Genomic DNA, 13,781 nt, shown 5'->3' on the forward strand with positions numbered 1-13,781 from the left:
ACCATGTGCCCATGACCGCGACTGACCTCTCCATCAGCACCACCACGGCCGCCCACATCGAGGCGACCGAGCGCTACGCCGCCCACAACTACCACCCCCTCCCGGTGGTGCTGGCCGAGGGCGACGGCGCGTGGGTCATCGACGTCGACGGCAAGCGCTACCTCGACTGCCTCGCGGGCTACTCCGCGCTCAACTTCGGCCACTCCAACGAGCGCCTCGTCGCGGTCGCGCGCGAGCAGCTCGGCAGGCTGACGCTGACCAGCCGGGCGTTCTTCAACGACAAGCTCAGCGGCTTCGCCGAGGCGCTGTGCCGCCTGACCGGCAAGGACATGATCCTGCCGATGAACTCCGGCGCGGAGGCCGTCGAGACCGCGATCAAGGTGAGCCGCAAGTGGGGCTACGAGGTCAAGGGCGTCCCCGCCGGGCAGGCCTCGATCATCACCATGGAGGGCAACTTCCACGGTCGCACCACCACGATCGTCAGCTTCTCCGACGACGACGTCGCCACCTCCGGCTACGCCCCGTTCACCACGGGCTTCCGCAGCGTGAAGTACGGCGACATCGCCTCGATCGCCGCGGCCATCGACGAGACCACGGTCGCGGTGCTCTTCGAGCCGATCCAGGGCGAGGGCGGCGTGGTCATGCCGCCGAAGGGCTTCCTGCGCGAGCTGCGCGAGCTGTGCACCGAGCGCAACGTGCTGATGGTCGCCGACGAGATCCAGTCCGGGCTGGCCCGCTCCGGGAAGACGTTCGCCTGCGACCACGAGGACGTCGTCCCCGACATCTACATCATGGGCAAGGCCCTGGGCGGCGGCATCTACCCCGTCTCCGCGATCGCGGCCGACCACGCCGTCATGGACGTCATCACGCCCGGCTCGCACGGCTCGACCTTCGGCGGCAACCCGCTCGCCGCGGCCATCGGCACCGAGGTCGTCGCGATGCTCGAGGAGGGCACCTTCCAGGCCCGCTCCGCCGAGATCGGCGTCCTGCTGGATGAGGGCTTCCGCCCGCTCGTCGGCAACGGCCTGTCCGACGTCCGCGTCCGCGGGGCGTGGGCCGGCATCGACATCGACCCGACCCTGATGTCCGGGCGCCAGATGTCCGAGGCCCTCATGGCGCGCGGCATCCTCGCCAAGGACACGCACGGCTCGACCGTCCGCTTCGCCCCGCCGCTGGTGGCCAGCGACGAGGACATCGCCGGGCTGGTCCGCGCGGTCACCGAGATCCTCGCGGGCTGACCCCGCCCGCCACGTGGCCGCCCGCTTCGACCACCTCGTCGTCGCCGTCGAGGACCTCGACGAGGCGGCGGCGCGCTGGCGCGCGGCCGGCCTCTCCGCCGAGCGCGGGGGAGCACACCCCGTCGGGACAGAGAACGTGCTCGTCCGCGGTCCGCGACCGGCGTACGTCGAGCTGATCGCCGCGGGTCGTGAGGAGTCGAACCCCTGGCTGGACCGGGTCCGCGACGCCCGCGGCCTGATCTCGTGGGCGGTCGCGGTCGACGACGTCGAGGCCGCCCGCGCGGCACTCGTCGCGGCCGGCTTCGACCCGGCGCCCGCCGTCCCGGGCTCGCGACGCACGCCCGACGGCCACCTGGTGGAGTGGAAGGTCTGCGACGTCGACGACGGCCCGTACGACGACGGGCTGCCGTTCCTCATCGAGTGGACCGCGCCGATGCCGCCCGGTCCGGCCGACGGTCCGGTCCTCGAGTCGGTGTCCCTGACCCCGCCGGACCCCGACCGGGTGGCCGACCTGCTGGTTGCGCTCGGCTTCATCGCCGACCAGCACTTCCCGCGGCGGGTCTTCTCCGAACCCGGCGGGCTCCTCTCGGTCATGCTGGCGCCGTTGGGTGACCCCGTCCCCGACGAGGGCGTCACGTGGGTGTCCTTCAGCACCGATGCCGTCGCGCAGCCGACCTCGATCAGCTTCTCGACACCCGGTGGTGGGGGCACGGTCGTCCTCGACGGGATGGACGTCTCGACCCGTCCGGACCGGCGCAGGTTCGCCGCGTCGACGCTGCTGCCCGCGGTCGACGAGGCGTTCGCCCGACTGCGCGGCGACCTCGCGGACTGGCCCAACCCCCATCCCGGCGGACGGCAGCCGCTGATGGAGGAGTACTCCCGCTGCCTCGACCCGGAGAAGTACCGGCTCCTCGCGGTCCGCACCGACGCGTGGGTCGAGGCCATCGTCACGGCGGGCCTCGGGACGGCCGAGTCGGTCGAGCCGTCGTCCCTCACGTGGCAGGGCGAGCCCGTGCTCGAACCCACCCGCGTCACGGTGGTGCGTGGCGGGCCCGGGACCCAGCCGGTCGTCGTGGGCGTGGCTGCGTCGCAGTCCGCCGAGGAGGCCTTCGTCCAGGTCGGCGTCGGGGAGCCCGCCGAGGTCCTCGAGCGACAGCCGGACTGCGGCTGCGACGCCTGCGACACCGGGTCGGCCGACCTGCTGGAGACCATCGACGACGCCTTCGTGCTGGCCCTGTCAGGCGGTGTCTACGCCGTGCGGGAGGGCGCGCACGTCGTCAGGCGGCACCTCGACGGCTGGGGCGCCAGCGGCGTGTCCGACGCGGAGCGCTGGTTGGACGAGGCGGCGGACGGACGTCGTACGGACGGGGTCGTCGCGGGCGAGCCCTGGCTCAGCTGAGCCGGTCGACGACCGCCGTCAGGCCCGCTGCGCGGGCCGCCTCCAGCGGCGTCATGCCCTCCAGCGGGGAGACCAGGGTGGGTGACGCCCCACGGTCGAGGAGCAGCACGGCGACCTCGGAGCGCCGCTCCTCGATCGCCGCGACCAGTGCGGTCGACTGGAGCTCGGGGTGCACGAAGTCCACATCGACGCCGGCGTCGAGGTGGTGCTCGACCAGCGCCACGTCGCCGGAACAGGCCGCGGCGAAGAACGCCTTGTAGTCCCCGTGGGACATCAGGCGATGGTGAGGCCGCCGTCGACCGGGATCATCTGCCCCGTGACGTAGCCGGCCGCGTCGGAGGCCAGCCAGACCGCGGTCGCGGCCAGCTCGCGGGGGTCGCCCTTGCGACCGGCCGGCACGCGCTGCATGGCCAGGTCGAGGTAGCCCTCGGGGTAGGTGTCGGTCATCTCGGAGGCGAAGAAGCCCGGGGCGAGCGCGTTGACGCGGATGCCCTTGCGGCCCGTCCACTGCTGCGCCAGGTCGCGGGTCAGGCCGCCGAGGCCGGCCTTCGAGGCGGAGTACGCCGCCTGCGGCAGGCCGCCGGTGGTGATGCCGAGGATCGAGGAGATGTTGATGATGCTCGAGCCGGGCTGCATCACCCGCCCGCACGCCTGCGCCATCCAGTAGCAGCCGTTGAGGTTGACGTCGATGACCGAGCGGAACTGCTCGGGCGTCTCCCGGGTGGCAGGCACGGCGGTCCCGACGCCAGCGTTGTTGACGAGCACGTCGACCCGCCCGAACTTGGTCATCGCCTCGTCCACGAGCCGCTGGCACTGGTCGGGGTCGGCCACGTCGGTCTCGACGGTGTGCACCCGGCGGCCGGTGGAGCGCACGGAGCCGGCCACCCGCTCCAGCTTCTCCACGCGCCGCGCGCCGAGGACGAGATCGGCGCCCGCCTCGGCGAAGCAGTGGGCGAACGCGACGCCCAGCCCGCTGGAGGCTCCGGTGACGATGACGACCTTGTCGTCGAGGCGGAACAGGTCCATGACTCCCATGCGGGGACCCTACGGCGTGGCGCTCGTCACCGACTCGCTCGGGGTGACCGGGACGCGCTGGAGCGCGCGGACCGAGCGGGAGCACAGCACCAGCCCCACGACGACGACGTACGCCACCGCTGAGGCGACCAGGACCTCCTCGAAGCCGAAGGCGAGGGCGAGCGGTCCGAAGGCGAGCTGGCCGAGCGGGAGCGCGATGAACGAGCCGAGCGCGTCGTAGGAGTAGGCGCGCGAGAGCATGGAGTCGTCGATGTTCTCCTGCATGGCGAGGTTCCAGCCCATGCCGAACACCTCCGTGCCGACCCCGGCGAGGAAGGCGGTCACCACGAGTGCGACCACGTGGGGCGACACGCCGAGGACGAGGATGGGCAGGGCCATCATCGCCATCCCCAGCATGCCGAGGAGCAGCGGTCGTTCCAGGCGCACCCGCAGCAGCACCAGGGTCATGACCAGCAGCCCGATCGCCTCCGCGGACAGCACGTAGCCCCACCCCTGGCGGCCGATCGTGTCGTCGGCGACGGCGGGGCCGAGCGTGAACCACGCGCCGGCGTGGATGAAGTTGAGGACGCCGAAGCCGACGACGACCGCCCACAGCCACGGCGTCGCCCAGAAGAAGCTCCAGCCCTCCCGGAGCTCGCGGACCGTGTCGGCGGGCTCCGCGCTCGGCGTCCGCGGCGGCAGGGCGACGGGCAGCAGCAGGAGGGCGGCGACCAGCCACGTGGCCGCGTCGACGGCCAGCGCCCAGCCGGAGCCGACGGTCACGACGAGCAGGGCGCCGGCAGTCGGGCCGAGCACCGCCATGCCGTTGCGGGTCAGCGAGATGAGGGCGTTGGCGGGCTGGAGGTGCTCACGCGGCACCAGCTGCGGCAGGACGCTGGCCATCGCCGGGAACCCGATGCCGGAGACGGCACCGTGGGCGACGCTGAGCACCACGAGCATCCAGATCTCCGCGTGGCCGCCCAGCACCAGCAACGCGATCGCGCCCTGGCTGAGGGCCGAGGCGAAGTTGGAGAACTGCAGCACCAGCGTGCGGGGGAACCGGTCTGCGATGACACCGCCGTAGAGCAGCAGCGCGACCATCGGGATGGTGTGCGCCGCCAGCACCTGGCCCAGGGCCGTGGGGGAGTCGGTGATGTCGAGGACGGCGAAGGCGAGCGCGATGCTCGCCATCATGTTGCCGAGCGTGTTCACGAAGCGCGAGGCGAAGTACCAGGCGAAGTTGCGGTTGCGCAGCGGCGCCAGCGCGTGCTGCCAGGTCATGAGGGCTCCTCGGGGTCCGGGTTCCAGCGGGACGCCTCGCCGGTGAGGCCGCCCGCCATCGTGAAGGCGGTGTGGGTGGCGCTGACGTGCACCGTGTCCGGCGTACCGGCGGGGAGGGCCTCGGCGTGGAGCAGCCGGGAGGCCTCGTGGAGGAGGTCCACGGCGCGCCGCCAGGTCTGCGGGCTGACCCACGTCTCGAGGTCGCTCGAGGTTCCGGCGCCCGGGGCCGCGTCGAGCAGTCGCCGCTCCACCTCGGCCGCGTTGGCCCGGGCGAAGGCGATGCGGTCCTCGACCGCCGGGCCGCGGTCGGCGACCTCGCGGGTGGCGTCGTACCGGTAGCGCTTGGCCACGCCGCCGCGGATCCTCTCCTCGCCCTCCACCACCAGCTTGCCGACGTCGTGCAGGACCCGGAGGTGGTACGACGCGTTGGCGTGCGTGGTGCCGAGGGCGCGCGCCACCTCGGCGGCGCTCATCGCCTCGCCCGTGAGCAGCGAGAGGATCCGCAGCCGCAACGGGTGCGCGGTGGCGCGCAGCCGCGCGACCGCCTCGGCGTCCTCGTCCATCCACCCTCCCGGAGTCGTCGGGAGATCCTGACGCCGGAGCCCGGCCACTGTCAAACACTTCTTGGGGGGTCGCAGGGCGAGGGCTCCCGGAACCGCCCCTGACGCGACCCTGAGTGCACCCCGAACGAGGTGAAATCGCCCCGGCGACGTGCTTGGCTGGTGTCAGCAGAGGCCGCCAGGGCCCGCCGAGGAGTGAGAGAGATGTCCGACCAGTACCCGACCAACCCGCAGGCCGACCCGACGCAGGGCTATCCGGCACCCGGCTACGGGCAGCAGCCCCAGTCCGCCTACCGCGCCGCCCCGGCGACGATGTCGCCCGAGGACGAGCGCACGTGGGGGGCCATCAGCCACGCCGGCGCCGTCGTCGCGATGATCTGCTCGGCCGGCTTCCTGGGCTTCCTCGCCTCGATCGCCGTCTACGTGATCCACAAGGACCGCGGCCCGTTCGTCCGCTCCCACGCCGCCAACTCGATCAACATCCAGATCACCATGTTCATCTGGCTGGTCGTGCTGGGCATCCTCACCATCCCGATCGCCATCTTCACGCTGGGCCTGGGGCTCGTCGTGATGCTGCCGGCCCTCGCCGCCGCCTTCGTGGTGGCGGGCATCCTCCACGTGATCGGGGCCGTGAAGGCCTACAACGGCGAGTGGTGGACCCCGCCGCTCACCCCGCAGTTCGTCAAGTGAGCCTCATCCGCTGAGGTCGCGCAGGACCTCGTCCTGCCACGCGAACGCTGCCCGGGTCCGGACCGCCAGGTCCGGCCCGGGCAGCAGTGCTTCCACCCGCTCCGCCATCCCGGTGGGCAGGTCGGTGCGCAGGTAGCGCAGCCCGAAGTCGTGCCGGGCCGGGCAGTGCTGGATCCGCAGCAGCCGCACCAGGGGCTCCACGGCGAGGCGCAGGTGCAACGACGTCGCCTCGGCCAGGTCGCCGCGCGCGATCGCCCGCTCGACCAGCCAGGCGCCGGTCTGGCGCCGCGCCGCGGCCTGCTCGACCGCCTGTCGCCGCGCGGCCTCCAGCTCCGCCTCGTCGTCGTCCTCGAGCAGCAGGAGGCCGTCGGGGTCGTGCAGCACGATCGGTACGCCGTGGCGGCGGGTGTCCAGGGTGAGCCGCCCGGGCGTCGTCTGGATGACGACGTCGACCAGGCGGGTGGGCCGGCTCAGGTCGGCGGCGTCGGGCTGCAGGTGGATGAAGCACTGCCGGCCGGTGGGCCAGGTGGCCTCGGGGAGCTCCCAGACGTGGTCGACCGCGAACCGCTCGCGCGCGAGCGCCAGCACTGCGTCGTACGTCGGGTCGGCGTCGCCGCGGCACCAGGCCTCGACGTCGAGGTCGGAGTGCTCGTCCCACCCGCCCGTCACGGCGGACCCGTTGACCACCACCACCTGCAGCGCGGGCACCTCGTCGGGGAGGGCGGCGAGGAACGCCAGCCAGTCGTCGTACCTGCTCAGGTCAGCGGCCATGCAGTGCAGTATCGCCGGGGAGTATGATGTCTCCCGTGCACGAGCAGCTCCTTCTTCGACAGCCGCGCTGATCGGGACCTCCCACCCACGGAGACCGACACGCGGCCACCCCTCCATGTGAGGGGTTTTTTCATGCCCGACCCATGTTCGATCCCAGCACCACCCGCACCTGCAGAGGACACGCCATGAGCAGCCCAGACCACGCAGACACCGGAGCCGTCCGGGAGACGGCGGCCGAGCGCGCGACGTACGACATCGCCGCGACCGAGACGAAGTGGCAGCGTGTCTGGGAGGACCTCCAGCCCTTCCGGGCCGACGACGACAGCCCGCGCGAGAAGCGCTACGCACTGACGATGTTCCCCTACCCGAGCGGTGACCTGCACATGGGCCACGCCGAGGTGTTCGCGCTGCACGACGTGGTGGCGCGCTACTGGTGGCAGCGCGGCTACGAGGTGCTGAACCCGATGGGCTTCGACTCCTTCGGCCTGCCCGCGGAGAACGCCGCGATCCGCCACGACGAGCACCCCGACACCTACACGCGTGCCAACATCGCCAAGTCGATCGAGTCGTGCCAGCGCTACGCCGCCTCCTTCGACTGGTCGCGCACCTTCAACACCAGCGACCCGGAGTACTACCGCTGGACGCAGTGGCTGTTCCTGAAGTTCTACGAGCGCGGCCTGGCCTACCGCAAGAACAGCCCCGTCAACTGGTGCCCCAACGACCAGACCGTGCTGGCCAACGAGCAGGTCGTGGGCGGCGTCTGCGACCGGTGCGGGGCGGAGGTGACCAAGAAGGAGCTGACCCAGTGGTACTTCAAGATCACCGACTACGCGCAGGAGCTGCTGGACGGCCTGGACGAGCTGGAGGACACCTGGCCGGACCGCGTCGTCACCGCGCAGCGCAACTGGATCGGCCGCTCCGAGGGCGCCCACGTCACGTTCACCCTGCACACCGCCGGCGGTGAGCGCGACGTCGAGGTCTACACGACCCGCCCCGACACGCTCTACGGCGCGACGTTCATGGTGGTCGCCGCCGACGCAGCGCTGGCGAGCGAGATCGTGCACCCCGACCGCGCGCAGGCGCTGGAGGACTACCTCGTCGAGGTCCGCAAGGCCTCCGACATCGACCGGCTGGCCACCGACCGGCCCAAGACCGGCGTGGACCTGGGCATCACCGCGACCAACCCGGTCTCCGGCGAGGAGATCCCGGTCTGGGCGAGCGACTACGTCCTGGCCGACTACGGCACCGGCGCGATCATGGCCGTGCCCGCGCACGACCAGCGCGACCTGGACTTCGCCCGTGCGATGGGCCTGCCGGTGCGGCGCGTCATCGACGTACCCGGCGAGGACGACCCGGAGGTCTCCGGGGTCGCGACGTCCGGCGACGGGGCCTACGTCAACAGCGGCGACCTGGACGGCCTGGCCGACAAGGCCTCCGGCATCCGGGCGATCATCGAGCGGCTGGAGGCCGACGGGCGCGGCTCGGGGGCGGTGAACTACCGGCTGCGCGACTGGCTGCTGAGCCGTCAGCGCTACTGGGGCGCCCCGATCCCGATCATCCACTGCCCGGTCGACGGCGAGGTCCCGGTGCCCGAGGACCAGCTGCCGGTGACGCTGCCGATGCTGAAGGGCGCGGACCTGAAGCCCAAGGGCACCTCGCCACTGGGCGGGGCGACCGAGTGGGTCGAGGTCGCGTGCCCGCGCTGCGGCGGCCCGGCCACGCGCGACACCGACACCATGGACACCTTCGTGGACTCGTCCTGGTACATGTTCCGCTACTGCTCCCCGCACGAGACCGACCGGCCGTTCGACAGCGCCAAGGTCGACGCGTGGATGCCGGCCAACCTGTACGTCGGAGGCGTCGAGCACGCCGTGCTGCACCTGCTGTACGGCCGGTTCTTCACCAAGGTCCTCAACGACATGGGCTTGGTCGGCTTCCGGGAGCCGTGGTCGGCGCAGCTGAACCAGGGCTTCGTGATCAACCAGGGCAAGAAGATGAGCAAGTCGCTGGGCAACGGCGTCAACCTGGGCGAGCAGCTGGCCGCCTTCGGCGTCGACGCCGTGCGGCTGACCCTGGTCTTCGCGGGGCCGCCGGAGGACGACATCGACTGGGCCAACATGTCGCCCGACGGGTCGCTGCGCTTCCTGCAGCGCGCCTGGCGGCTGTCCGGCGACGTCACCTCGGCGCCGGGGGTGGACGTCTCGACCGGCGACGGGGCCCTGCGGCGTACGACGGCGCGGACGGTGCACGACGCGGCCGAGCTGGTCGAGACCTACCGCTTCAACGTGATGGTCGCGCGGGTGATGGAGCTGGTGAACGCCACCCGCAAGGCCATCGACTCCGGTTGCGGTCCCGACGACCCCGCCGTGCGCGAGGCGACGGAGGCGGTGGCGATCCTGCTGTCGCTGGTCGCGCCCTACACGGCCGAGGAGATGTGGGAGCGGCTGGGCCACGAGCCCACCGTCGTACGTGCCGGGTGGCCCGCGGTCGACGAGGCGCTGCTGGTCGAGGACACCGTCACCGCGGTCGTCCAGGTCAAGGGCAAGGTCCGTGCGCGGCTGGAGGTCTCCCCGGACATCTCGGAGGCCGACCTGGAGGCCGCCGCGATGGCCGACGAGGGCGTCCAGCGGGCGATCGACGGGGCGACGGTGCGCAAGGTTGTCGTGCGTGCGCCCAAGCTCGTGAACATCGTCGTCTGAGCTCGTCCCCGGACAGTAAGGTCCCTCCATGTCCCGCGTCGTCGTGGTCACCGACTCGACCGCGAGCCTGCCCGCCGACGTGGCGGAGGCCCGCGGGATCCGGGTCGTGCCGCTGCAGGTGGTGATCGGCGCGAAGGTGCTCGACGAGGGGCCCGACGGGGCGACGCCGGAGGTGGTGGCGCAGGCGCTGCGCGACTTCGTGCCGGTGAGCACCTCGCGCCCGGCGCCGGCGCTGTTCGCCGAGGTCTACCGCTCGCTGCAGGGCGACGGGGTCGAGGAGATCGTCTCGGTCCACCTCTCCGGGGAGATGAGCGGCACCTTCGAGTCCGCGCAGCTCGCGGCGCTGGAGGTCGACCTGCCCGTGCACGTCGTGGACTCCGGACAGGTCGGCATCGCGACGGGGTACGCAGCGCTGACCGCCGTCGACGTGCTCGAGTCGGGCGGCTCGGCGCAGGAGGCGGCCGAGGCCGCCCTCGCCCGCGGCCGGGCCGCCTCGTCGCTGTTCTACGTCGACACCCTGGAGTACCTCCGACGAGGAGGCCGGATCGGTGCCGCGGCCGCGCTGTTCGGCAGCGCGCTGGCGGTCAAGCCCCTGCTGCAGATCGAGGACGGGCGGGTCGTGCCGCGCGAACGCGTCCGGACCGCCTCGCGCGCGCTCGCGCGGCTGGCCGACCTCGCCGTCGAGATCGCGGGGGAGCAGCAGGTCGACGTGTGCGTCTCCCACCTCGCCAACGCCGACCGCGCCGAGGAGCTGGCGACCATCCTCGCTGAGCGCCTGGCCCCCGGCCTCGACGGCCGCGAGGTGATGTGCGGCGAGCTCGGTGCGGTCCTCGGCGCCCACGTCGGGCCGGGCATGGTCGCTGTCTGCGTCTCGCCGCGACCATAGCCCCACTCGAGCGGACACATGGCCGCCCGGCAGGCCGTACGCCGTCGCCCAGGCGGCCGTATGTCCGCTCGAGTCAGGAGTTGGACGCTGTCCACAGATCGCCCGGCACCCCTGTCGGAGGGCCGTACGCCGTTCCTAGCGTGGAGGCATGCGCCGATCCCCGTCCTCGTCCGAGCACGCCGAGGCGGTCTCGCGACGCCTGGCGACGCTGAGCGCCGAGCTGGCCGCCGTACGCAGCGAGCCCGACGCCTCGACGCACACCCGGGTGCGGCCCACCGAGGAGCCACCCGCTCCGGTCGTGCTGCCGGTGCCGGGGCGGCACGCGTCGCGCCGGCTGCGGATCGGGCGGCTGCAGCTCGGTCCGGTGCACCTGGCCGTCGTCGCCGTGGTGGCCGCCGTCGCCGTGGGCCTCGCGGCGTGGTGGGTGGTGCGCGACCAGGCGGAGGCCGTGCCGCTGACGCCGGTGGAGCCGGCGACGTCGACCCTGGCCGAGCTGCCGGGCGGCGAGGAGCCGGCGTCCTCGCCACCGGGGTCGTCGGAGCCGTCGGGTGACCTCGTCGTCGACGTCGCCGGGAAGGTGCGCCGGCCCGGCATCGCCGTGCTGCCCGCGGGCTCGAGGGTGGTCGACGCGCTCGAGGCGGCCGGGGGTGCGCGTCGCGGCGTCGACCTCACCTCGCTGAACCTCGCGCGCCCCGTGGTCGACGGCGAGCAGATCCTCGTCGGGGTGGCGCCGGCGGCAGGAGTGGCCGGCAGCCTCGGCTCGCCCACCCCCTCGGGGACGACGCTGGTCAACCTCAACACCGCCGACCAGGCCGCGCTGGACACGCTGCCGGGTGTCGGCCCGGTCACCGCCGAGGCGATCCTCGGGTGGCGCAGCGAGCACGGCGGCTTCACCTCGGTCGACGAGCTGCTGGAGGTCGACGGCATCGGTGAGGCCACGCTGGCCGACCTCGCCCCGCTCGTGACGCTCTGAGCGTGCCCGACCTGCGCGCCGTCGCGCTGGGCGTGGGTGCGTGGGCGGGCGCGCTGGTGGTGCTGGTGCTGCCGGGCCGGGTGGCACTGGCGTGCGTGCTCGGCGCGCTCGCCCTCGTGCTGGTCGGTGCGGTCCGCAGATGGTGGTCCGCGGCGTGGCTCGGTCCGCTGGGGGCCCTGGTGGCCGTGGCCGGGGTCGCCGCGCTCCAGCAGGCGGTCGTCGCGACGTCGCCGGTGACGGCGCTGGCCACCGACCGCGCGGTCGCCACGCTCCGGCTCGACCTCACCTCGGACACCCGCGTGGTGGCCGGGCAGCACGGCGACCTGCAGGTGGTCCGGGCCCGGGTGACCCGGGTCGAGGGGCGGGGGAGCGCGTGGGCGCTCGACGTCCCGGTCGTGGTGATGGCCGACGCCGACTGGCCGCGGCACCCGCTCGGGACGACGCTCGACACCGCGGCGCGGCTGGTTCCCGGGGACGGTGACGTGGCGGCGCTCGTCCGTCCGGTCGGCGAGCCGCGGGTGGTTGCCGAGCCGGGCGTCTGGTGGGACGCCGCCGCAGCCGTACGCCGCTCGGTGCGCGCCGCGGTGGCCGACCGTGACGCCGACGCGCGCGAGCTGGTGCCGGCCCTGGTGGTCGGCGACGACGGCGGCCTCGACCCCGACCTCGCCGACGACTTCCGGACGACCGGGCTGACCCACCTGCTCGCGGTGAGCGGGACCAACCTGACCCTGGTCGTGGGGTTCCTGCTGGTCCTGGGGCGCTGGGTCGGCGTACGCGGCCGGTGGCTGCACGTGCTGGCCGGGGTGGGGATCGCGGGCTTCGTCGTCACGGCCCGCGCCGAGCCCAGCGTGGTGCGCGCCGCCGCGATGGGCACCGTCGCGCTCGTCGGGATGGGCGGCAACGGGCGTGCGCGCGGCACCCGCACGCTGGGCGTCGCGGTGCTGCTGCTCCTGCTCGTCTGGCCGCGGCTGGCGGTCACCGCGGGGTTCGCGCTCTCCGTCCTCGCCACGGCCGGCATCCTGCTGCTGGCGCCCGTGTGGCGCGACGCGCTGACGCGGTGGACCCCACGCTGGGTCGCCGAGGCGGTCTCGGTGCCGCTCGCCGCGCAGGTGGCGTGCACGCCGGTCGTCGCGGCGCTGTCCGGGCAGGTCAGCCTGGTCGCAGTCGCGGCCAACCTGCTGGCGGCCCCAGCCGTGGCGCCGGCGACGGTCCTGGGGCTCGCAGGCGGCCTGATCGGGCTGGTGTGGGGTCCTGCGGGCGAGCTGGTCGCTGCGCCTGCGGCGTGGTCGGCGAGCTGGATCATCGCGGTCGCGCGCTGGGGCGCCGGCATCCCGACCGCGGCCGTCGCGTGGGGGACCGGCCCGCTGGCGCTCGCCGTCCTCGTGTCGCTCTGCCTCGCGATGGTCGTGCTCGCCCCGCGGGTGCTGAGGCACCCGGCCACCTCGCTGGCCTGCGCCGGGCTGCTCGTGGTCGTGATGCTCGTCCGGCCGCCGTCCCCGGGATGGCCGCCTGCGGGCTGGGTGCTCGCGATGTGCGACGTGGGTCAGGGGGACGGCCTGGTGCTGCGTGCGGGCGCGCGCGCCGCGGTGGTGGTCGACGCCGGACCGGACCCCATGGCGATCGACGCCTGCCTCGACCGGCTCGAGGTCACCGCGGTGCCGCTGCTGGTGCTCACCCACTTCCACGCCGACCACGTCGACGGCGTCGCCGGCGTGCTCGAGGGCCGGCACGTCGGCGACGTGGAGGGGACGTCGCTCCTCGATCCGGTGGGCGGGGTGCACGCGGTCGGGTCCGCGCTCGGTCGCGCGCCCGCGCCGCCGGCGTACGGCGTCGCCCGGACGGTCGGCGACGTGACGCTCCAGGAGGTCTGGCCGCGACCCGGCGCGTCCCTCGACGGCTCGGGGGAGAGCGCGCCGAACAACGCCAGCGTCGTGGTGCTCGCGCAGGTGCGGGGACTCCGCGTGCTGCTGACCGGTGACGTCGAGCCGTCGGCCCAGTCCGCGCTCCGGCGCGACCTGGCCGGCCTGCAGGTCGACGTGCTCAAGGTGCCGCACCACGGCAGCCGCCACCAGGACCTCGACTGGCTCACCGGTCTCGGTGCCGCCGTCGCGCTGGTGTCGGTGGGGGAGGACAACGACTACGGGCACCCGGCTCCCGACGTGGTCGCCGCGCTCACGGCCGCGGGCGCGCAGGTGTGGCGCACCGACCTCTCCGGCGACGTGGCCGTCGTCGTGCGGGAGGGCGGGGCCGGTGTCGTCGCCCGCGGATAG

12 protein-coding genes are annotated in these 13,781 nt (G+C 73.5%); 7 read left to right on the forward strand and 5 right to left on the reverse strand.

Features of this window, described 5'->3' with window-relative positions:
- Positions 1–11: 11 nt before the first annotated feature.
- Together rocD and Q9S36_RS29595 are read left to right on the forward strand one after the other, a co-directional pair.
- Positions 12–1,238: an ornithine--oxo-acid transaminase gene (gene rocD / locus Q9S36_RS29590; RefSeq protein WP_311288416.1), complete on the forward strand. Its 1,227-nt coding sequence runs from the start codon at positions 12–14 to the stop codon at positions 1,236–1,238.
- Between the two features lie 13 nt (positions 1,239–1,251).
- Positions 1,252–2,637, forward strand: coding sequence for a DUF6226 family protein (locus Q9S36_RS29595; protein ID WP_311288417.1), 1,386 nt, complete (start codon positions 1,252–1,254; stop codon positions 2,635–2,637).
- On the opposite strand, the gene Q9S36_RS29600 is transcribed toward Q9S36_RS29595, so the two are convergent.
- The 4 genes from Q9S36_RS29600 to Q9S36_RS29615 are packed head-to-tail and all read right to left on the reverse strand — an operon-like array spanning position 2,630 to position 5,495.
- Positions 2,630–2,911 carry an ankyrin repeat domain-containing protein gene (locus Q9S36_RS29600; RefSeq protein ID WP_311288418.1) on the reverse strand — a complete coding sequence of 94 codons (282 nt, stop codon included), beginning with the start codon at positions 2,909–2,911 and terminating at the stop codon, positions 2,630–2,632. The two genes, Q9S36_RS29595 and Q9S36_RS29600, sit on opposite strands and share 8 nt — an antisense overlap.
- Complete coding sequence (locus Q9S36_RS29605) at positions 2,911–3,672, reverse strand: SDR family oxidoreductase (protein WP_311288419.1); 762 nt, start codon at positions 3,670–3,672, stop codon at positions 2,911–2,913. Before Q9S36_RS29605 ends, Q9S36_RS29600 begins: the two co-directional genes overlap by 1 nt.
- Before the next feature lie 9 nt (positions 3,673–3,681).
- The gene (locus Q9S36_RS29610) at positions 3,682–4,932 is read right to left on the reverse strand and encodes an MFS transporter (RefSeq protein WP_311288420.1); all 1,251 of its coding nucleotides are present in this window, start codon (positions 4,930–4,932) and stop codon (positions 3,682–3,684) included.
- A complete protein-coding gene (locus tag Q9S36_RS29615; RefSeq protein WP_311288421.1) occupies positions 4,929–5,495 on the reverse strand; it encodes a helix-turn-helix domain-containing protein in 567 nt (188 codons plus the stop codon). The genes Q9S36_RS29610 and Q9S36_RS29615 overlap by 4 nt, the downstream gene beginning before the upstream one ends.
- A gap of 201 nt (positions 5,496–5,696) precedes the next feature.
- Between Q9S36_RS29615 and Q9S36_RS29620 the strand changes: the two genes are divergently transcribed.
- Complete coding sequence (locus Q9S36_RS29620; protein WP_311288422.1) at positions 5,697–6,182, forward strand: DUF4870 domain-containing protein; 486 nt, start codon at positions 5,697–5,699, stop codon at positions 6,180–6,182.
- 3 nt (positions 6,183–6,185) lie between these two features.
- Here Q9S36_RS29620 and Q9S36_RS29625 read toward each other — a convergent pair whose 3' ends face one another.
- Positions 6,186–6,953, reverse strand: a complete 768-nt coding sequence (locus tag Q9S36_RS29625; RefSeq protein ID WP_311288423.1) for a hypothetical protein — start codon at positions 6,951–6,953, stop codon at positions 6,186–6,188.
- A gap of 185 nt (positions 6,954–7,138) precedes the next feature.
- On the opposite strand from Q9S36_RS29625, the gene leuS reads away from it, so the two are divergent.
- The 4 genes from leuS (at position 7,139) to Q9S36_RS29645 (ending at position 13,781) form a co-directional block, all read left to right on the forward strand.
- Positions 7,139–9,652, forward strand: coding sequence for a leucine--tRNA ligase (gene leuS, locus Q9S36_RS29630; RefSeq protein WP_311288424.1), 2,514 nt, complete (start codon positions 7,139–7,141; stop codon positions 9,650–9,652).
- A gap of 28 nt (positions 9,653–9,680) precedes the next feature.
- Complete coding sequence (locus tag Q9S36_RS29635; RefSeq protein ID WP_311288425.1) at positions 9,681–10,538, forward strand: DegV family protein; 858 nt, start codon at positions 9,681–9,683, stop codon at positions 10,536–10,538.
- Positions 10,539–10,686: 148 nt separating this feature from the next.
- The gene (locus Q9S36_RS29640; RefSeq protein WP_311288426.1) at positions 10,687–11,511 is read left to right on the forward strand and encodes a ComEA family DNA-binding protein; all 825 of its coding nucleotides are present in this window, start codon (positions 10,687–10,689) and stop codon (positions 11,509–11,511) included.
- Positions 11,512–11,513: 2 nt separating this feature from the next.
- On the forward strand, positions 11,514–13,781 hold the full coding sequence (locus Q9S36_RS29645) for a ComEC/Rec2 family competence protein (protein WP_311288427.1): 2,268 nt from the start codon (positions 11,514–11,516) through the stop codon (positions 13,779–13,781).

It is taken from the genome of Microbacterium sp. ARD31, assembly GCF_031844425.1.